Consider the following 19,955-nt stretch of genomic DNA (forward strand, 5'->3'; position numbering starts at 1 on the left):
GCCGGCGCCCATTCTCGTTGCGAAGCAGTACGTCGTGAAGCGCGGCGACACGCTGACCGGCATCGCGTCCGCGCACGACTGCAGCGTCGGCGACCTGCGCACGTGGAACAAGCTCGGCGCGCGCAGCCGTCTGCGCGCCGGGCAGGTGCTGCGCATCGTCGCGCGGCAACAGCCGCAACCGGCGGCCGCACCGGCTGCACAGGCGGCCGCACCGGTTGCCGCGAGCGATGCGTCGGGCGGCGCGTCGGCAGCCGCATCGAGCGCGAGCGACCGGCAGGTCATCAAGGAAACGAAGCGGCACGCGAGCGGCGTCGCGCTCACGTGGCCCGCGCGCGGCAAGATCGTCGAGACGTTCAGGCCGGGGCAGAACCGCGGCATTCAGATCGCCGGCCGGCCGGGCGATCCGGTGCGCGCGGCCGCCGACGGACGCGTGATGTATGCGGGCACGGGCCTGAACGATTACGGCAGCCTGATCATCGTCCAGCACAACGCGGATTTTCTGACCGCGTATGCGCACAACCGCAAGCTGCTCGTGAAGACCGGCGACATCGTGCGCCAGGGCGACGCGATCGCCGAGATGGGCGATCTCGACAACTCGCGCGTCGCGCTGCTGTTCGAAGTGCGGCGCGACGGCAAGCCGGTCAATCCGATGCCGTATCTGCCTTCGTCGCAAGGCTGACGCCGGCGGCGCCGCTGGAACGCGGGCGTCGTCGCTGCTACGCTACGAGCGTTTCATGCGCGCTGCGCGTGCGCGCGGCCGACGGCGGCGCTGGACGATGCACGGCCGAGCCTGCCGCGGCTGCCGTCCGCGCAACGGGCGCGCATGCGTTGTTTCGAGCCACCGTTTCCGACAGAACATTCCCCATTCATGGAACACTCTCCGACCCGTCGCTCGCTGTTGCTCGCCGCGTTATCCGCACCGTTCGTCGCCGCATGCACATCTGCGCCCGTCGCCGATCAGGGTCGCGCCCATGCCGCGCAATCGGCGCTCGCCGCGCTTGAACAGGCGTCGAACGGCCGGCTCGGCGTCGCCGCGCTCGATACGTCGAACGGCACGCGAATCGCGCATCACGCGCGGCAGCGGTTCCCGCTGTGCGGCACCTATGCGGTCGTCGCGGCGGCCGCGATGCTCGCGCGGGCGTCGCTCGACGCGTCGCTGCTGCCGCGCCGCATCCTGTATCGCCGCTATGAAATCGTGTCGGGCTCGCCGGTCACCGAGAGCCACGTCGATACCGGGATGACGATCGCGCAGCTGTGCGTCGCGATGCTGCAGGCCGGCGACAAGGGGGCGGGCAATCTGCTGATGGGCGTGCTCGGCGGCCCGCAGGCCGTCACGTCGTTCGCGCGCGAAAGCGGCGACACGACGTTCCGCCTCGATCACTGGGAACCCGAACTGAACAGGGCCGTGCCCGACGACGAACGCGACACGTCGACGCCGGTCGCGATGGTCGACACGCTGCAGCGGCTGCTGCTCGGCGAAACCGTGCTGCACGAACCGCAGCGCACGCAGCTCACGGAATGGCTGACGGACAGCGCGCGCGGCACGCCGGGCATCGCGGCGGGCGTGCCGCCCGGCTGGCGCGTCGCCGGCAAGACGGGCACCGGCGGCTACGGCACGACGACCGACGTCGCCGTCGTGTGGCCGCCGTCGCGCGCGCCGCTCGTGATGGCCGTGTCGTTCACGCAGCCGCGCGCCGATGCGGCGGCGCGCGCGGACGTCGTCGCGTCGGCCGCACGCATCGCCGCCGGTGCGCTGACCGCCAGCGCCTGATTCCCGCGCGACGGTCGACGCACCCGCGCGCGGCGCGACACCTCGCGCAAAGCCGGCGTTTGGCTTATCGTGTCGATCAGCGCGCGCCGGTGCCGGCGCGCCGTTTCTTACGCCGATCCGTTCCGTCATGCGCCGACTTCCGCCCCTGCACGCGCTGCAGATCTTCTCGACGGTGGCCCGCCACCGCAGCTTCACGCGCGCGGCCGAGCAGCTGTGCATCACGCAGGGCGCGGTGAGCCGGCAGATCCAGACGCTCGAAGCGCATTACGGTTTTCCGCTGTTCAGGCGGCATGCGAAGGGGCTCACGCTGACGCCCGAAGGCGAGCAGCTGCTGCCGGTCGTCAACGAAAGCTTCGCGCGGATCGAAGACATTTCATCGAAGCTCACGCGGCAGCGCACCGATCTCGCGCTGAAGGTGCCGACCTGCGTGATGCGCTGGATGCTGCCGCGCATCATGCGCTTCCAGGGCGAGCATCCCGATCTGCACGTGCAGATCACGACCGCGTGGCAGCACGTCGTCGATTTTTCGAGCGAGCCGTTCGATGCGGCCGTCGTCTACGGCACGTCGCCGGGCGCCGGCGTGTTCGCGCTGCCGCTGTTCGACGAGCGGCTGACGCCGGTATGTGCGCCCGAACTGCGGCACGCGCTGCCGCTCGACGCGGTGGGCGATCTCGCGCGTCATACGCTGCTGCATCCGACGCGCGATCATCGCGACTGGCGCGCGTGGCTCGATTACGCGGGCGAGCGCGGCGTCGACGCCGAACGCGGGCCGACGTTCGACACGCTCGATCTCGCGACGAACGCGGCGATGCAGGGCTTCGGCGTCGCGATCGGCGACGTGACGCTCGTCGACGACGACGTCAGCGCGCGCCGGCTCGAACGTCCGTTCGACATCGTGCTCGAAACCGGCGCACGCTACTTCTTCGTCTACCCCGAAACCATCGGCAGCCAGCAGAAGATCCGCGCGTTCAGCGACTGGATCGCGCGCCATCGCGACTGACGCGCGTGCGCGCGGTTCGCCGCGCGGCCGCGGATTCGCCGGTCTACTGATAAGTGACGATCGCGATCATCGGTGCGCGCTCGTTCGCGGCGCGCGAAGGTAAAGCGATGGGATGCGATGCCTGCGTGAACGTCGCGGTCTTGAGCGTGCGCGACGATGCGGCATCGACGAACGCGATCTGGCCGGCGGCCGGGCGTGGGCAGTCCGGACGCACGCGCGCGGGCGTCGTGCCCGCCGCGTCGAGCGCGAACGAGCACGGCGGCTCGACGATCATGCCGGTGAAGCGAACGATGCCGGAGCTGCTGTCGGCAAACGACGGCAACGACGCCAGAAGCGAGGCAGCCAATGCGAACGACACGGCAAACGGGTGAGGCTTCATGACGGGCTCCAGAAAGGAAGCGCGTCGCAGCGCGGCCGCTCGACCGGCAGCCGTCAACGCTGCGATGCTGTGTGCGTAAACGGCAATTCCATCGAACCTCTTGAGCAGGAAACCGGAGACGATCGGCACGGGCAAACGCCGCCGCGTGCCTTCAATCAATTTATCTCAAAATCGGGCGGCGGCAAGTCGGGGTAATGCCGTAAGGGCAGCAGCGGACGACGGGCGTTCGCCGCTATCGTTGCAGACGCAACCGCGTTGCAGCGGCGGAAAAGCGAAACGGCCGCTCGTCGGTCACGAGCGGCCGTTTCGTTTTGCAGCGCGATCGCGACGGATCGCGGCAGCTCGCGCCGATCAGCCCGCGCGCTTGCGCAGCGCGCCGACGATCACGAGCAGCACGATCGCGCCGATGATCGATGCGATCCAGCCTGCGCCCTGGCCCGGCGAATACCAGCCGGCCGCGCGGCCGACGTAGCCGGCGATCAGCGAGCCGACGACGCCGAGCACGATGGTCATCACGATGCCCATCTTGTCGTCGCCGGGCTTGAGCGCGCGGGCGAGGAGGCCGACGATGAGCCCGACCACCAGGGTTTCGATGAATTGCAGCATGAACGCCTCCCTATTGCTGTTGAGCGGTTGAAGAACGGAGATGGACCGGTGCGGTCCATCGGGGTTCCGCGCGCCGGCAAAGCGGCGCGCGGCGTGCGGAGTATCGCACGCCCGCGCGTTCCGCGGATGTCAGTTCGCCGGCTCGCCGGCGACCGGCTCCGCACGCCGGTAGCCTTCGGTCGCGCGCAGCAGCGTGCGCGTGTAGTCGCGCGCGACGTGCCCCGCGCGCACGTCTTCGATCCGCAGCTGCTCGACGATTTCGCCGTGCTGCATCACGGCGACGCGCTGGCACAGGAAGCCGACCACCGCGAGGTTGTGGCTGACGAGGATCATCGTCAGGTTGCGCTCGCGATGCAGGCGGCGCAGCAGGTTCAGGATCTCGGCCTGCACCGATACGTCGAGCGCCGACGTCGGCTCGTCGAGCAGCAGCACGCGCGGCTCGACGATCAGCGCACGCGCGATCGCGACGCGCTGCCGCTGGCCGCCCGACAGCTGATGCGGGTAGCGGAAGCGGAACGTCGGGCCGAGCCCGACTTCGGACAGCGCACGCGCGATGCGCGCGTCGGCGTCGCCGATGCCGTGGATCGACAGCGGCTCGCGCAGCGTCTGGTCGACGGTGAAACGCGGATGCAGCGACGCGTACGGATCCTGGAACACCATCTGCACGCGGCGGCGGAACGCGCGGTCCGGCGTGCCGCCGACCGTCCGTCCGTCGATCGACAGGCTGCCCGACGCGAGCGGCACGAGGCCGGTCAGCGCGCGCAGCAGCGTCGACTTGCCGGAGCCCGATTCGCCGACGAGCCCGAACACTTCGCCGTCGCGCACTGCGAAGCTTGCGTCGCGCACCGCGTCGACATGGCCGGTGCGGGTCGGAAAACGGATCGATGCGTGATCGACGTCGATCATCGTGAAGGCTCCTGTCGATCGGCGGGCATGGAGAAGGGCGGCGCGGCATCGAGCCACGCCGGATCGCGCTGCAGCACCGGCAGTTCGTCGGGCGGATTCGCGAGCGGCGGATTCGCGGCGAGCAGCCCGCGCGTATAAGGGTGCGTCGCGTCGCGCAGGTCGCGCGCCGCACAGGTTTCGACGACGCGCCCCGCATACATCACCGCGACGCGGTCGCAGAACGACATCACGAGCGGCAGGTCGTGGCTGATGAACATCAGGCCGGTGCCGTGCCGCGCGATCATCGTGTCGAGCACCGCGAGCACCTGCATCGATACCGCGACGTCGAGCGCGGACGTCGGCTCGTCGGCGATCAGCAGCCGCGGCCCGGTCGACACCATCATCGCGATCATCACGCGCTGGCCCATGCCACCCGACAGCTCGTGCGGATACGCGTCGGCGACGCGTGCGGGATCGCGGATCTGCACGGCCGCGAGCGCGTCGACGATCCGCTCGCGCAGCGCGCGGCCCCGCAAGCTAGGTTCGTGCCGCCGGAACGCTTCGCTCATCTGCTTCGCGACGGTCATCACCGGGTTCAGCGAATACTTCGGATCCTGCAGGATCATCCCCATCTGGCTGCCGCACAGCCGCCGGCGCTCGCGCGGCGACATCGCGAGCAGGTCGTGGCCCGCGAAGCGCATCGTGCGCGCCGAGCAGCGCGCGGCGTCGGGCAGCAGCCCGAGCAGCGCCCGCCCGGTCAGCGACTTGCCGGAACCCGATTCGCCGACGATGCCGAGCCGTTCGCCGGGCGCGAGCGTCAGCGACAGGTCGCGCACCGCATCGGTCACGACGCCGTCGTGGCCGCGAAAGCCGATCTTCAGGCCGTCGATTTCGCACAGCGGCGCGACGGCAGAATTCATCTGCATGTCAGGCTCCATGCCGGGGATCGAAGACGTCGCGCAGCCCGTCGCCGAGCAGGTTGAACGCGAGGCTCACGAGCAGGATCGCCGCGCCGGGCAGCGTCGCGACCCACCACGCGTCGAGCAGCACGTTGCGGCCCGACGCGACCATGAAGCCCCATTCGGGGCTCGGCGGCTGCGCGCCGAGCCCGAGGAAGCCGAGCCCCGCGACGGTCAGGATGATGCCGGCCATGTCGAGCGTCGCGCGCACGATCACCGACGACATGCACAGCGGCACGATGTAGCGCAGCAGAATGCGCGGCCCGGACGCGCCCTGCAGCCGCGCCGCGTGGATGTAGTCGGCCTGCGCGATGCGGATCGTCTCCGCGCGCGCGAGCCGCGCATACGCGGGCCACGCGGTGATCGAGATCGCGACGACCGCGTTGATCACGCCCGGCCCGAGCGCGGCCGCGAACGCGAGCGCGAGCACGATCTTCGGAAACGCGAGCGCGACGTCGGTGATGCGCATCAGCACGCTGTCGACGAAGCCGCGGCAGTAGCCGGCCGTCGTGCCGATCGCGACGCCGATCGGCACGACGATCACGACGACGAGCAGCGCGATGCCGAGCGTGAGGCGCGCGCCGCCGATCAGCCTCGACAGGATGTCGCGGCCGAGCTGATCGGTGCCGAGCCAGTGCGACGGCGAACCGGGCGGCAGCAGGCGATCGGCGAGCACCTGGCGCAGCGGATCGTGCGGCATGATCAGCGGGCCGACGATCGCGACGACGATCAGTACGACGAGAATCGCGAGTCCGAACAGGTTCAGCGGATTCGTCGCGAAGCGGCGCCAGCGACGGTACGCGAGGCCGAGCGCGGCCTGCGAGCGCGACGCGGGCGCATCGGAAAGCAGCCACGCGCGCAGCGTGACACGGTCGGCATTCGTCATCGGGCGGCCTTCGGCATGGACGGAAACGGAAGCGGAAGCAGGGTAAAGGCGGTCATGTCGAAGCGGCTCTCAGCGTGCGCGCGGATCGAATACGCGGTACAGCGCATCGGTCAGCAGGTTGACGGTGATGAACATCGCGCCGATCACGAGCGTCGCGCCGAGCACCGCGCTCATGTCGGCGTTCAGCAGCGCGCCGGTCAGATACGAGCCGAGCCCCGGCCACGCGAACACGATTTCGGTCAGCACCGAGCCTTCGAGCAGGTTGCTGTACGTGAGCGCGATCACGGTCAGCAGCGGCACCGCGATGTTGCCGAACGCGTGACGCCAGATCACGCGGCGCTCGGACAATCCCTTCGCGCGCGCGGTCACGATGTATTCCTGGTTCAGCTGGTCGAGCATGAACGAGCGCGTCATCCGGCTCAGGTACGCGACCGAGTAGTAGCCGAGGATCGCCGCCGGCAGCGCGATGTGCGACAGCGCGTTGCGCAGCACGTCCCATTCGCCGGCGAGCGCCGCGTCGATCAGCAGGCTGCCGGTGCGCGGCTCGACCATCCCGTCGTACACCGGATCGAGCCGTCCCGGCCCGGCAACCCAGTGCAGCCGCGCATAGAACAGCAGCAGTCCCATCAGCCCGAGCCAGAACACCGGCACCGAATTGCCGACCAGCCCGACGAAGCGCGCGACGTGATCGATCGGGCGGTTGTGCTTCACCGCGGCCGCGACGCCGAGCGGCACGCCGATCGCGATGCCGATCAGCGTCGCGATCGTCGCCAGCTCGAGCGTCGCCGGAAACACGCGCTTGATGTCGTCGAGCACCGGGTTCGACGTCAGCAGCGACATGCCGAGATCGCCGTGCAGCACGTCGCGCGCATAGATCAGGAATTGCGTGACGAGCGGCTTGTCGAGCCCGAGCGCGATGCGTTCGGCCGCGTACGCTTCGGCCGACGCGCGATCGCCGAGGATCGCGAGCACCGGATCGATCGGCACCTTGCGGCCGATCACGAACGTCAGCGCGAGCAGCCCCGCGAACGTGACCGCGAGCGTGAGCGCCCAGCGCAGCACGCGCAGCGTCCAGCGCACGGCCGGGCGTCGCGCGGGCAGCGTGCGCAGCGCTTCGAGGGAGGAGACGGGAGTCGACATGCGGCGGGCTTATTGCTTCTTCAGGTTGCGGTACGACACGAGGTCGTTGATCGGTCCGACTTCGAGCCCGCTCACGCCGGGCCGCGTCGCGACCTGCGCGACCTTCTCGAACATGATCACGAACGGCGAACGCGCGAGCAGTTCCTTCTGCATCGCCTGGTACAGCTGTGCGCGTTTCGCCGCGGTCGGCTCGGCGAGCGCGGCGTCGGTTTCCTTCGTCAGCTTCGGGATGTCCCATCTGTTGCGCCAAGCGAGCATTTTATAGCTCGACTTGTCGGAGTTGTCCGGGTTCCATGCGAAACCTTGCGCATTGCTGTGCGGATCGATGTAGTCGGCCGACCATTCGCCGATGTAGATGTCGTGCTGACGCGCGCGGTATTTCGCGAGCGTCTGCTTGTTGTCGCCGGGAATCAGCTGCACCTTGACGCCCGCCTGCGCGAAGTTCGCCTGCACGGCCTGCGCGATCTCCGTGTACGGATAATCGTTGCGCACGTCCATCGTCACCGTGAAGCCGTCGGGTACGCCGGCTTTCGCGAGCAGCGCCTTGGCCTTCGCGACGTCGAGCTTGTACGGGTTCGTGTTCAGCGCGCCGAGGAAGCCTTCGGGCAGGAAGGTCTGATGCACCTTGTACGTCGTCTTCACGACGTTGCTTTGAATGCCCGAATAGTCGACGAGCCATTTCAGCGCTTCCTGCACGTCGGGCTTCGCGAGCGTCGGGTTCTTCGTGTTCAGGCCCAGATACAGCAGCGTCGCCTGCGGCGCCGCCACGACCTTCGCCTTGCCGGACTTGACGACCGACGCGAGATCGTCGGGGCTCAGGTCGCGCGCCGCGTCGACGTCGCCGTTTTCGAGCAGCAGCCGCTGGCTCGCGGCTTCGGGCACGTGGCGCAGCACGATGCGCTTCATCGCGAGCGGCAGACGATAGCCGTCGAAGCGCTGCAGCACGATGCTGTCGCCGGCCGTCCACTTGACGAGCCTGTACGCGCCGGAGCCGGCCTCGTTCGTCTTCAGCCACGCGTTGCCGAAGTCGCTGCCCTGCTGGTGCGACAGCAGCAGCTTCTTGTCGACCACCGACGCGGGCCACGAACCGAGCACGTTCAGCACGAAGGTCGGCGCGTACTTGCGGTCGGTCGTGATCGCGACCGTCTGGTCGTCGATCTTCTTCACGTTCGCCGCGACGTTCGCCTTCGTGAGGCCGATGCCGGTCAGCACGGCCGCCGGCCCCTTGTCGAGCAGCACCGCGCGCTGGATCGACCACGCGACGTCGTCGGCCGTCAGCGGATTGCCCGAGTGGAACTTCAGGCCGCTGCGCAGCTTGAACGTGTAGGTCAGCCCGTCCGCGCTGACCGTCCACGACTGCGCGACGTCGCCGTTGAATTTCGACGGGTCGCGCAGGTCGACGCGCACCAGCCGGTCGTACGTGTTCGCCACGTATTCCTCCGGCACGAGCTCGTAGATCTCGCCCGGATCGAGCGTCGTGAATTCGTCGAGCAGCGTGGCCATCACGAACATGTCCTTCGGCGTTTCCGCGCGCGCGGCGGAAAACGGAACGGCGGCGAGAACGGCCGCGGCGGCCAGGGACGCGACGAGCCGGGATGTCAGGGGTTTCATGGGCGCTCCATCTGTCGTTGATGTCGTTGAAATGGTCGAACGTGAACGGAAAAGGGGACGTGCGTCACATCAGGCGCCACGGACCGCTGGCGTCGTTGTCGATCTGCGGCAGCGCGCGCGAGCCGGGCAGCTCGTAATGCCACCATTCGCTGTGGATATGCGCGAAGCCGGCCGCCTGCATCACGCCGAGCAGCAGCAGCCGGTTGCGCTGCACGGTTTCGGGCAGCCCCGCGTGGAAATGACCCGATGCGGCGACCATCTCGTCGAAGCCGGTGCCCATGTCGAGCGGCGCGCCGTCCGCGCCGACGAGCGTCAGGTCGAGCGCGGTGCCGCGGCTGTGGTTCGACCCGCGGCCGAGATCGGCGACGAAGTTCGGATCGGGCAGGAAATCCCACAGCACCTGCTGCGCCTGCGGCGGCCGGTACGCGTCGTAGATGCGCAGCGTGAAGCCGGCTTGTGCGGCGACGTCGACCGCGCGCCGCAGCGCGGCTTCGGCCGGCTCGAGCAGCAGGCAGTGCGCACGGCGGTAGATCGGCTTGCCGGTCAGGTTGCGCTCGGTCGCATAGACGAGATCGATCTCGACGCGATGCGTGGCGGGCGTGATTTCGACGAGGCGGTAATCGTTCATCGGCAGGGCGGTTTTCTCAGGATTCGAATTGGTCGAACGTGCGTTGCAGTTCGCGGTTGCGCGCGACGCGCCGGTCGATCGCCGGGCCGAGGCGATCGACCACGGCCGTGATCAGCAGGTTGAACAGGCAGGTGAGCGGCGCGAGCGAATCCCAGAACTGCCCGACGTCGGTCTTCACCTGCAGCAGGTCGGCCGGCCATTCGCGCGCCCACGGGCAATACAGGTCGGTGACGAGCGCGAACGGCTGGCCGAGCTCGGCGGCCGCTTCGCAATAGCGGCGCGCGCTGCGCGAATACGCGCGCGTATCGGTGACGACGCAGTACGGCCGCTCGAATTCGGAGTTCAGCGAATCGACGTACGAGCCCGACTGACCGTCCGAGTAGAACACGCGCGGGCGCAGATATTCGAGGTAGCTGCTGAACGCGTTGCTGATCCCGCGCGTCGACTGGATCCCGAGGACGAACACCGCATCGGCATGCGCGATCCGGTCCGCGACCTGCGCGAACACCGGGCCTTCGGCCAGCCGGTACACATGGCGGATCGCATCGAGCTCGCGCTCGAGCGACGACGCGAGCGCGCCGTCGCCGCGCGCGTCGCCGCTCGGCTGCGTGCGCGCGATCCGGCGATATTCGTCGAGACGGTCGGTGATCATCCACGGCCGGTCGCCGCCGCCGCGCAGTTCGCGCTTCAGGTCGTCGAGATTGCGATAGCCGACGCTGCGCAGGAAGCGGCCGACCGAGATCCCGCTCGTGCCGGTCTGCTGCGCGATCTGGTCGGCCGTCTCGAGCCCGAGCCGGTCGAGGTTCGCGAGCATGTAGCTGGCGATGCGCTTCGCGGTCGGCGTCAGCTCGGCGAAGCGGGATTCGACGGTACGGGCGAAGGCGCAGGTCATCGGATGTTAGATCGTTGTCGTTCGGCATCTGAATGTCATGCATCTAACAAAGCCAAAATCATTCGCGCCAGTGGACAAAAACTATTGCGAGGCGACCGCGATAGCGGAGGGCGGCGACGTGCGCGCGCGATGCGGCATGTCGCCGGGCGGCGCCGCGATCATTACAAAATTAAAGGCGATCAGATTAATTCATTGGTCTAGCTCGATAATTCATTTAATTTTTCATCGGATTTGGATTTAACTCTGCGTTACGGGATGCGGGATTTTTGATTATTCGAAAAACGGCATTTATCCCGTAATGGATATTCGATCAATTGCAAGAATGCAGAGGAAAATCATGACGAATCTGTCTCGACGCAGGATGTTGGCGAATACGGCCGGCGCGATTGCCGCCGCGGGCATTGCGGTAACGGCGAAGGCCGCGTCGTTCGGCAATCCGGACCGCCCGCCGGAAGGCGCGATCAACGCGCGCAATCGCCAGAGCCTGACCGATCCCGGCCCGCAGAATCCCGCACTCGCCAATCAGTTTCCGTCTTTTCAGGATCCGCCGGCCACCGATATCAACGGCATGCCGTTATTCTGGGCGTCGTTCAATAATGCGCATAAACGAATTCAAAATGGCGGCTGGGCGCGCGAAGTGACGCAGGACGATTTCGCGATTTCCGAAACGATTTCCGGCGTGAACATGCGTCTGACGCGCGGCGGCATTCGGGAAATGCATTGGCACCAGCAGGCCGAGTGGGCAATCATGCTCGACGGCCGCTGCCGGATTACCGTGCTCGACGAACTCGGGCGTCCGTCGGTCCAGGACGTGAAAACCGGCGATCTCTGGTATTTCCCGCCGGGCCTGCCGCATTCGCTGCAAGGCATCGGCACCGACGGCGCCGAATTCCTGCTCGCGTTCGATAACGGCCGCGCGTCGGAATTCAATACGCTGCTGCTGACCGACTGGATCGCGCACACGCCGCCCGACGTGCTCGCGCTGAACTTCGGCGTGCCGGCCGATGCGTTCAAGAACATTCCGCTCGACAACCTGTGGATCTTCCAGGGCGACGAGCCGGGGCCGCTCGCCGACGCGCAGCGCGCGTCCGCGTCGTCGCGCGGCGCGCCGCCGCATCCGTTCATCTTTTCGCTCGGCGACATGAAGCCGGCCGCGCGCACGCGCGGCGGCGAAGTCCGGATCGCCGACAGCACGAACTTCAACATTTCGAAGACCGTCGCGGCGGCGCTCGTCACCGTGCATCCGGGCGGCATGCGCGAGCTGCACTGGCATCCGAACGCGGACGAGTGGCAGTACTACCTGCAGGGCGAAGCGCGGATGACCGTGTTCGACACCGGCCCGAAGGCGCAGACGGCCGATTTTCGCGCGGGCGACGTCGGCTACGTGAAGAAGAGCCTCGGGCATTACGTGCAGAACACCGGTCATACCGATCTCGTGTTTCTCGAGATCTTCAAGGCCGACCGCTACGCGGAAGTGTCGCTGTCCGACTGGCTCGCGCATACGCCGCCGAAGCTCGTCGAAGCGCACCTGAACATCTCGCCGGACGTGATCGCGCAGTTTTCGCGCAACCGCCCCGATGTGGTGCCGCTGTAATGCCGCCGCGGCCGCGCGCCGGCGTGCCGGCGGCGGCCGCGATCGAACCCGCCTTCGTCATTCGAACGGAACGACACCATGATTCCCGTCACGAGCAAATCCGCCGGCAGCTTCGCGCTGCCCGGCATGTCGACCGAGCGGACCGACGCCGCCGCCCGCGCCGCGCTGGAAGGGCGGCGCACGGGCCTCGCCGCGCTGCTGCCGTTCGTCGGCCCGGCCGTGGTCGCGTCGATCGGCTATATGGACCCCGGCAACTTCGCGACCAACATCCAGGCCGGCGCCGCGTACGGTTACCGGCTGCTGTGGGTCGTGCTCGCCGCGAATGCGATCGCGATGCTGTTCCAGGCGATGTCGGCGCGGCTCGGTATCGTGACCGGCCGCAATCTCGCGGAGCTGTGCCGCGACCATTTCCCGGCGCCCGTCGTGTGGGGGATGTGGATCGCATCCGAGATCGCCGCGATGGCGACCGATCTCGCCGAATTCCTCGGCGGCGCGCTCGCGTTCGGGCTGTTGTGCCACGTGCCGCTGTTCGCCGGGATGATCGCGACGGCGGTCGCGACCTGCGCGATCCTCGCGCTCGAAAAGCGCGGCTTCCGGCCGCTCGAAGCCGCGATCGCGGCGCTCGTCGGCGTGATCGGCGCATGCTACGTCGGCGAGCTGCTGCTTGCGCCGCAGGACTGGCACGCGGCCGCGTTTCATCTCGTGGTCCCGCAGATTCCGGACCATACGGCGCTGACGATCGCGGTCGGGATCATCGGCGCGACGATCATGCCGCATACGCTGTATCTGCATTCGGGGCTCACGCAGGGCCGCACCGCGCCGCGCGACGACACGGAGCGGCGCCGGCTCGTGCGGTTCTCGAACCGCGAGGTCGTGATCGCGCTCGGGCTGGCCGGCTTCGTGAATCTCGCGATGGTGATGATGGCGTCGTCGGCGTTCCATCTGAGCGCGCCCGGCATGACCGACATCGGCGATGCGTATCACACGCTGATTCCGGTGCTCGGCCCCGCGGCCGGCGCGTTGTTCCTCGTCGCGCTGATGACGTCGGGCGTGTCGAGTTCGGTGGTCGGCACGATGGCCGGGCAGGTCGTGATGCAGGGCTTCATCCGGCGCCGCATGTCGGTGTGGGTGCGGCGCGCGGTGACGATCGCACCCGCGTTCGCGGTCGTCGCGCTCGGCTGCGACGTCACGCATGCGATGGTCGCGAGCCAGGTCGTGCTGAGCTTCGTGCTGCCGATGCCGATGATCGCGCTGCTGCTGCTGTCCGCGCGCAAGGACGTGATGGGCGACTATGCGATGCGGATGCCGCTGCGCATCGTCGCGGGCGCGGCGACGGTCGTGATCGTCGCGCTGAATGCGTATCTGGTGTGGGCGGCGTTCGACTGAGTGCACGAACCGTGCGGGCGCGCGTCGCGCAACCCGACGCAGCGGTGCGCGCCGCGGCCCGCCCGCGATCGGCACGGCCGATGCGCACGGGCCGCGCGGCACATCACTTCGCGAGCGTGCGGTACGACACGAGGTCGTTGATCGGCCCGATCTCGGGCCCGGTCGTGCCCGGCCGCGTCGCGACCTGCACGACCTTCTCGAACATGATGACGAACGGCGAGTTCGCGAGCACGGCCTTCTGCAGCGCTTCGTAACGCTGCGCGCGCTTCGCCGGCGACGGTTCGACGAGTGCGGCCTCGGTGTCCTTCGTCAGCTGCGGGATGTCCCAGCCGTTGCGCCACGCGAGCATTTTCGTCTTCGACTGGTCCGAGTTGTCCGGATTCCACGCGAAGCCGCGCGCGTTGCTGTTCGGGTCCATGTAGTCGGGCGACCATTCGCCGATGAAGATGTCGTGCTGGCGCGCGCGGTACTTGCCGATCGCCTGCTTCGCGTCGCCGGGGATCAGCTTCACGCGGATGCCGCCCTGTGCGAAGTTCGCCTGCAGCGCCTGCGCGATCTCGATGTACGGATAGTCGTTCGGCATGTCCATCGTCACGTCGAAGCCGTTCGGCAGCCCGGCCTTCGCGAGCAGCGCCTTCGCCTTCGCGACGTCCTGCCGGTACGGCCGCGCGTTCAGCGTGCCGAGAAAGCCTTCGGGCAGGAACGTCTGGTGGACCTTGTAGGTCGTGCTGACGATGTTGCGCTGGATGCCGTCGTAGTCGACGAGCCACTTCATCGCCTGCTGCACTTCGGGCTTCGCGAGATTCGGATTCTTCGTATTCAGGCTCAGGTACAGCAGCGCGGACACCGGCCACGCGGCGACCTTGATCTTGCCCGCCTTCTGCAGCGCGGCGAGGCTGTCGGGGCTCAGATTGCGCGCGGCGTCGACGTCGCCGTTCTCGAGCAGCAGCCGCTGCGCGGACGCTTCGGGCACGTGGCGCAGCACGACGCGCTTCATCGGGTACGGCGTGCGATACGCGTCGAAACGCTGCAGCACGATGCTCTCGTTCGGCGTCCACTTGACGAGCCGGTACGGGCCCGAGCCCGCATCGTTGGTCTTCAGCCAGCCGCTGCCGAAATCGTTGCCCTGCTGATGCGACATCAGCAGCTTGCGGTCGAGCACCGACGCCGGACATGCGCTCAGCACGTTCAGCACGAAGCTCGGCGCGTACTTGCGGTCGGTCTCGAGCACGAACGTCTGCGGATCGGTCGCGCGGACCTTCTGCATCACGTTCGCCTTCGTGAGGCCGAGATCGGCGAGCACGCCGGCCGGGCCCTTGTCGAGCAGCACCGTGCGCTGCAGCGACCACGCGACGTCGTCGGCGGTCACCGGATTGCCGGAATGGAACGTGAGGCCGGGCCGCAGCTTGAACGTATAGGTGACGCCGTCGGCGCCGACCGTCCACGATTGCGCGATCTGTCCGTCGAAGCGCGTCGGGTCCTTCAGGTCGACGCGCACGAGCCGTTCGTACGTATTCGCGACGTACTCGGACGGCACGAGCTCGTAGATCTCGCTCGGATCGAGCGTCGTGAATTCGCCGAGCTGCGTCGCGACGACGAAGATGCCGGGCGGCGTCGCGGCCTGCGCCGGCAGCGCCGGAACAAGCGCGACGAGCGCGGCGCTGACGAACAGCCGGGACAGCAGATGCTTCATGCGGGCTCCATCGAAAAAGAATCGTGGTGCGATTCTCTCATCGACCGCAGCCCGGACGAAAGTAGCCGATGCCGCGCGCACGGCGCGGCATCGGGCACGGGTGGAGCGGCGGAATCAGATCACGCAGCGCGCGATCGCGAAGCGCATCGCTTCTTCGGGCGGCTCGCTGCCGGAGCCGCGCACGACCTTGACGACCGAGCCGTTGCCCGACGGCGTCAGCGTGACGAAGTACGCGCGCGAGCCGACGGTGATGTCCGTCACGCCGTTGTGCTGCGACTGCTCGGTGCCCGACAGCCGGCTGTCGAGGCAGTTCGCGATCGCGTACGCGGGGCGTTGCGACGACACGTAGATCATCGGCGCGGCGCCGGATGCGGCCGAGTCGGACGAAGGCGCGGAACCGCAGGCGGCGAGCAGCGCGGCGGGGAGGAGCAGCAGGAATCGTTTCATGATCGGGCGTCGTGTATGTCGGGTCGAGGCCGGGCCGCGACGAAAGCGAAACGCAAAGCTTCGCGACGGCGCGGCGCGCGATGCCGGAAGCGGTCGACGTCGGAGTATACCTGCGTCGTTCCGCGCGTATCGCACGTTGAAACGATTCGATACATCCGGCGGCGCGCCGCTCACGCGGCGACGGCCACCGGCGCAGGTGCGCGATGCAGCAGCACCGGAACCGACTTCGACGTCGGCGTGTTGCACACGTCGCCGACGCTGTCGAGCGGCACGAGCGGATTCGTTTCCGGGTAGTACGCGCCGATGCAGCCGCGCGGGATGTCGTATTCGACGAGCAGGAAGCCGTTCGCGCGCCGCTCGATGCCGTCGTGCCACACGGTTTCGATGTCGACCCATTCGCCGGCCTTCAGGCCGAGCATCGCGAGATCGTCGCGGTTCGCGAACACCACGCGGCGCTGGCCGAACACGCCGCGGTAGCGGTCGTCGAGCCCGTACACGGTCGTGTTGTACTGGTCGTGCGAGCGCGTCGTCATCAGCGTCAGCAGCCGCTCGCCGTGCAGCGCGCGGGCGCGCTGGATCGGCGTGTCGGCCGGCAGCGCGTGCGCGATGAAGTTCGCCTTGCCGGTCGGCGTCAGCCATTCGCGCTCGCGCGACGCGACGCGCAGATGGAAGCCGCCCGGCCGCGCGATGCGCGCGTTGTAGTCGTAGAACCCGTCGAGCGTCGCTTCGATCGCGTCGCGGATCTTCGCGTAGTCGTTCTTGTACGCGAGCCAGTCGACCTTGTCGCTGCCGAACAGCGCATGGCCGATATGCGCGACGATCGCCGGCTCCGACATCAGGTTCGGCGACGCCGGCTTGTTCATCCCGTACGACACGTGAACCATGCTCATCGAATCTTCGACCGTCACGCCTTGCGGCACGTCGTCCTGCAGGTCGATTTCGGTGCGGCCGAGCGTCGGCAGGATCAGCGCGTCGCGGCCGTGGATCAGATGGCTGCGGTTCAGCTTCGTCGTGATGTGCACGGACAGGTTGCAGCGCCGCATCCCTTCCCACGTGCGCGGCGTGTCGGGCGTCGCCATCGCGAAGTTGCCGCCGAGCCCGATCAGCACCTTCACGCGCCCGTCGAGCATCGCGTCGATCGTTTCGACGACGTCGTAGCCGTGCGCGCGCGGCGGCTCGAAATCGAACACGCGGCCGAGGCGGTCGAGGAACGCCTGCGTCGGTTTCTCCTCGATGCCGACCGTGCGGTTGCCCTGCACGTTCGAGTGGCCGCGCACCGGGCACAGTCCCGCGCCGCGGCGGCCGATGTTGCCGCGCATCAGCATCAGGTTCGTCAGCATCTGCACCGTCGCGACCGAATGCTTGTGCTGCGTGATGCCCATGCCCCACGTCGCGATCACGCGTTCGCTGCGCGCGTAGCGCAGCGCGAGGGCGTCGATCTGCTCGTACGGCACGCCGCTTTCGGCCGTCAGCGCCGACCAGCGCTCGTTGCGCAAGTCGTCGGCGAACGCGTCGAAGCCGGCCGTGTGCGCGTCGATGAACGCGGTGTCGAGCACGCGCGGCGCACCGGCCGCGCGCGCGGCGTCGTCGAGCTCGAGCACGCGCTTCGCGACGCCCTTGATCAGCGCGAAGTCGCCGCCGATCGTCGGCTGGATGAACGTCGACGCGATCCGCGTGCCCGACATCGTCAGCATCTCGAGCGGGCTTTGCGGATCGGCGAAGCGCTCGAGCCCGCGCTCCTTCAGCGGATTGATCGATACGATCGTCGCGCCGCGCTTCGCGCATTCGCGCAGCTCGCCGAGCATCCGCGGATGATTGGTCGCCGGGTTCTGCCCGAAGATCAGCAGCGTGTCCGCATGTTCGAAATCGTCGAGCGTGACGGTGCCCTTGCCGACGCCGACCGACGGCGGCAGCCCGCGGCTCGTCGCCTCGTGGCACATGTTCGAGCAGTCGGGGAAGTTGTTCGTCCCGTACATCCGCACGACGAGCTGATACAGGAACGCCGCTTCGTTGCTCGCGCGGCCGGACGTGTAGAACGCCGCCTGATTCGGGTCCGGCAGCGCGCGCAGATGGCGCGCGATCATCGCGAACGCGTCGTCCCACGCGATCGGCACGTAGCGGTCGGTTTGCGCGTCGTACACCATCGGGTCGGTGAGCCGGCCGTGCTGCTCGAGCTCGTAGTCCGACTGCGCGAGCAGTTCGGTGACCGTGTGCGCGGCAAAGAATTCGGGCGTCACGCGCTTGCTCGTCGCTTCGGCGGCCACCGCCTTCACGCCGTTCTCGCAGAATTCGAACGTCGACGCGTGCTGGCGGTCGGGCCACGCGCAGCCCGGGCAGTCGAAGCCGTCGGGCTGGTTCTGGCGCAGCAGCGTCCGATAGTTGCCGCCCGCAACCTTCTCCTTGATCAGGTTGATCGTGACGGCTTTCAGCGCGCCCCAGCCGGCGGCGGGGTGCGTGTACGGTTCGATGCGCGCGGCGGCGGATTTCTTTTTCATGATGCAGGTGTCGGGGTCGATGCGTGCAGCGTACGCGGCGCGCGCGGCCCGCTGTATATACACCTGTTCACTTCGAAAAAGAGTACAGTTGCGGCGATTTGCACAGTGCGGATCGCAACTGTGTCGTCGAAGGCGACTTGAAAGGAATGCGGGTGAAGCGTTACGAACAACTGGCCGACGATCTTCAGGCGCAGATCGAGCGCGGCGTCTACCGGCCCGGCGAGCGGATTCCGTCGGTGCGGCACGCGAGCCGGCAGCAGCAGCTCAGCGTGACGACCGTGCTGCGCGCGTATCTCGTGCTCGAAAGCCGCGGGCTGATCGAAAGCCGGCCGCAGTCGGGCTACTTCGTGCGTGCGCGCGCGGCCGTGCCCGACGTCGCGGAGCTGCACGCGTCGACGCCGGCCGCGGAGCCGTCCGCAGTGGACGTGAGCCGGCTCGTGCTGTCGACGCTGCGCTCGATCGCGCGCGACGATGCGGTGCCGCTCGGTTCGCCATACCCGGACGCGTCGCAGTTTCCGGTGCAGCGGCTCGCACGCTACGCGCAGGCGATCGGCCGGCGCCGCACGCGCTGGGGCGTGATCGACGACCTGCCGCCCGGCAACCAGGAACTGATCCGGCAGATCGCGCGGCGCTACGCGGAGCGCGGCGTCGCGGTGGAGCCGGGCGAGATCGTGATGACGATCGGCGCGACCGAGGCGATCAACCTGTGCCTGCAGGCGGTCGCGCGGCCGGGCGACACGATCGCCGTCGAATCGCCGACGTTCTACGCGATGCTGCATGCGATCGAGCGCATGGGCATGCGAGCGCTCGAGGTCGCGACGCATCCGGGCGACGGCATCGATCTCGATGCGCTCGAGCGGATCCTCGCGCGCGAGCGCATTGCCGCGTGCATGGTGATGCCGAATTTCCAGAACCCGCTCGGCTTCCGGATGCCGGATGCGCGCAAGCGCGCGCTCGTCGAGCTGCTCGCGAAGCACGGCGTGCCGGCGATCGAGAACGACGTCTATCACGAGCTGTACTTCGGCGACGCGGCGCCGAGCGCGCTGAAATCGTTCGATCGCGACGGCCTCGTGCTGCACTGCGCGTCGTTCACGAAGAGCCTGTCGCCGCGCTACCGGATCGGCTGGGCGATGCCGGGCCGCTATCGCGACGCGGTCGAGAAGCTGAAATTCCTGAACACGCTCGCGACGCCGGCGATCGAGCAGCTCGCGATCGCCGAATACCTGAAATACGACGGCTACGATTTTCATCTGCGGCGCATGCGCAAGCAGTATGCGCAGCAGGCGAACCTGATGAGCGCGATGGTGCGGCGCTTCTTTCCAGAAGGCACGCGGCTGTCGCAGCCGCAGGGCGGCTACGTGCTGTGGGTCGAGCTGCCGCCGCACGTCGATGCGATGAAGCTGTATGCGCGCGCGCTCGCGCAGCGGATCACGATCGGGCCCGGACACATGTTTTCCGCGACCGACGATTACCGGCATTTCATCCGGCTCAACTACAGCTATCCGTGGTCGCGGCAGATCGAGGATGCGCTGAAGACGCTCGGGCGGCTCGCGGCGGAATGCGCGCGCGGGTGACGGCGCCGC

18 protein-coding genes are annotated in these 19,955 nt (G+C 68.1%); 6 read left to right on the forward strand and 12 right to left on the reverse strand.

Annotated features, from left to right (window positions below):
* The 3 genes from BUB20358_RS22630 to BUB20358_RS22640 form a co-directional block, all read left to right on the forward strand.
* The coding region (locus tag BUB20358_RS22630) for a peptidoglycan DD-metalloendopeptidase family protein (protein ID WP_174905122.1) at positions 1-679 on the forward strand (679 nt) is incomplete at its 5' end.
* Positions 680-868: 189 nt separating this feature from the next.
* On the forward strand, positions 869-1,771 hold the full coding sequence (gene bla / locus BUB20358_RS22635) for a class A beta-lactamase (protein ID WP_035974252.1): 903 nt from the start codon (positions 869-871) through the stop codon (positions 1,769-1,771).
* A gap of 127 nt (positions 1,772-1,898) precedes the next feature.
* Entirely contained in the window at positions 1,899-2,771 is an 873-nt protein-coding gene (locus BUB20358_RS22640; protein ID WP_006766081.1) for a LysR substrate-binding domain-containing protein, read from the forward strand.
* Positions 2,772-2,814: 43 nt separating this feature from the next.
* Here BUB20358_RS22640 and BUB20358_RS22645 read toward each other — a convergent pair whose 3' ends face one another.
* From BUB20358_RS22645 to sapR, 9 genes are all read right to left on the reverse strand, one after another.
* Complete coding sequence (locus tag BUB20358_RS22645; RefSeq protein WP_006766080.1) at positions 2,815-3,150, reverse strand: hypothetical protein; 336 nt, start codon at positions 3,148-3,150, stop codon at positions 2,815-2,817.
* A 351-nt stretch (positions 3,151-3,501) separates the two neighbouring features.
* Positions 3,502-3,756 (reverse strand): GlsB/YeaQ/YmgE family stress response membrane protein, encoded by a 255-nt coding sequence (locus BUB20358_RS22650; protein WP_006766079.1) that lies wholly within the window; start codon positions 3,754-3,756, stop codon positions 3,502-3,504.
* 129 nt (positions 3,757-3,885) lie between these two features.
* The gene (locus BUB20358_RS22655; RefSeq protein ID WP_035974249.1) at positions 3,886-4,662 is read right to left on the reverse strand and encodes an ABC transporter ATP-binding protein; all 777 of its coding nucleotides are present in this window, start codon (positions 4,660-4,662) and stop codon (positions 3,886-3,888) included.
* Complete coding sequence (locus BUB20358_RS22660; protein ID WP_035974247.1) at positions 4,659-5,567, reverse strand: ABC transporter ATP-binding protein; 909 nt, start codon at positions 5,565-5,567, stop codon at positions 4,659-4,661. The genes BUB20358_RS22655 and BUB20358_RS22660 overlap by 4 nt, the downstream gene beginning before the upstream one ends.
* Before the next feature lies 1 nt (position 5,568).
* The gene (gene nikC / locus BUB20358_RS22665; protein WP_006766076.1) at positions 5,569-6,486 is read right to left on the reverse strand and encodes a nickel transporter permease; all 918 of its coding nucleotides are present in this window, start codon (positions 6,484-6,486) and stop codon (positions 5,569-5,571) included.
* Positions 6,487-6,555: 69 nt separating this feature from the next.
* The gene (locus BUB20358_RS22670; protein WP_006766075.1) at positions 6,556-7,626 is read right to left on the reverse strand and encodes an ABC transporter permease; all 1,071 of its coding nucleotides are present in this window, start codon (positions 7,624-7,626) and stop codon (positions 6,556-6,558) included.
* A gap of 9 nt (positions 7,627-7,635) precedes the next feature.
* A complete protein-coding gene (locus tag BUB20358_RS22675) occupies positions 7,636-9,237 on the reverse strand; it encodes an ABC transporter substrate-binding protein (protein WP_006766074.1) in 1,602 nt (533 codons plus the stop codon).
* A gap of 64 nt (positions 9,238-9,301) precedes the next feature.
* Positions 9,302-9,865 carry a D-alanyl-D-alanine dipeptidase gene (gene ddpX, locus BUB20358_RS22680; protein WP_006766073.1) on the reverse strand — a complete coding sequence of 188 codons (564 nt, stop codon included), beginning with the start codon at positions 9,863-9,865 and terminating at the stop codon, positions 9,302-9,304.
* Between the two features lie 16 nt (positions 9,866-9,881).
* Positions 9,882-10,757: a sap1 transcriptional regulator SapR gene (gene sapR, locus BUB20358_RS22685; RefSeq protein ID WP_006766072.1), complete on the reverse strand. Its 876-nt coding sequence runs from the start codon at positions 10,755-10,757 to the stop codon at positions 9,882-9,884.
* A gap of 337 nt (positions 10,758-11,094) precedes the next feature.
* On the opposite strand from sapR, the gene BUB20358_RS22690 reads away from it, so the two are divergent.
* Complete coding sequence (locus tag BUB20358_RS22690; RefSeq protein ID WP_006766071.1) at positions 11,095-12,351, forward strand: oxalate decarboxylase family bicupin; 1,257 nt, start codon at positions 11,095-11,097, stop codon at positions 12,349-12,351.
* Positions 12,352-12,429: 78 nt separating this feature from the next.
* Positions 12,430-13,737 carry an Nramp family divalent metal transporter gene (locus BUB20358_RS22695; protein WP_006766070.1) on the forward strand — a complete coding sequence of 436 codons (1,308 nt, stop codon included), beginning with the start codon at positions 12,430-12,432 and terminating at the stop codon, positions 13,735-13,737.
* 103 nt (positions 13,738-13,840) lie between these two features.
* Here BUB20358_RS22695 and BUB20358_RS22700 read toward each other — a convergent pair whose 3' ends face one another.
* From BUB20358_RS22700 to BUB20358_RS22710, 3 genes are all read right to left on the reverse strand, one after another.
* Entirely contained in the window at positions 13,841-15,430 is a 1,590-nt protein-coding gene (locus BUB20358_RS22700) for an ABC transporter substrate-binding protein (RefSeq protein WP_006766069.1), read from the reverse strand.
* A 114-nt stretch (positions 15,431-15,544) separates the two neighbouring features.
* Positions 15,545-15,877, reverse strand: coding sequence for a hypothetical protein (locus BUB20358_RS22705; protein ID WP_006766068.1), 333 nt, complete (start codon positions 15,875-15,877; stop codon positions 15,545-15,547).
* A gap of 170 nt (positions 15,878-16,047) precedes the next feature.
* The gene (locus BUB20358_RS22710) at positions 16,048-18,372 is read right to left on the reverse strand and encodes an FdhF/YdeP family oxidoreductase (protein WP_035975307.1); all 2,325 of its coding nucleotides are present in this window, start codon (positions 18,370-18,372) and stop codon (positions 16,048-16,050) included.
* A 152-nt stretch (positions 18,373-18,524) separates the two neighbouring features.
* Here BUB20358_RS22710 and BUB20358_RS22715 point away from each other — a divergent pair, with 152 nt between their 5' ends.
* Positions 18,525-19,946: an aminotransferase-like domain-containing protein gene (locus BUB20358_RS22715; protein WP_035975306.1), complete on the forward strand. Its 1,422-nt coding sequence runs from the start codon at positions 18,525-18,527 to the stop codon at positions 19,944-19,946.
* Positions 19,947-19,955: the final 9 nt, after the last annotated feature.

This window comes from Burkholderia dolosa (assembly GCF_902499135.1).
Lineage (GTDB): Bacteria > Pseudomonadota > Gammaproteobacteria > Burkholderiales > Burkholderiaceae > Burkholderia > Burkholderia dolosa.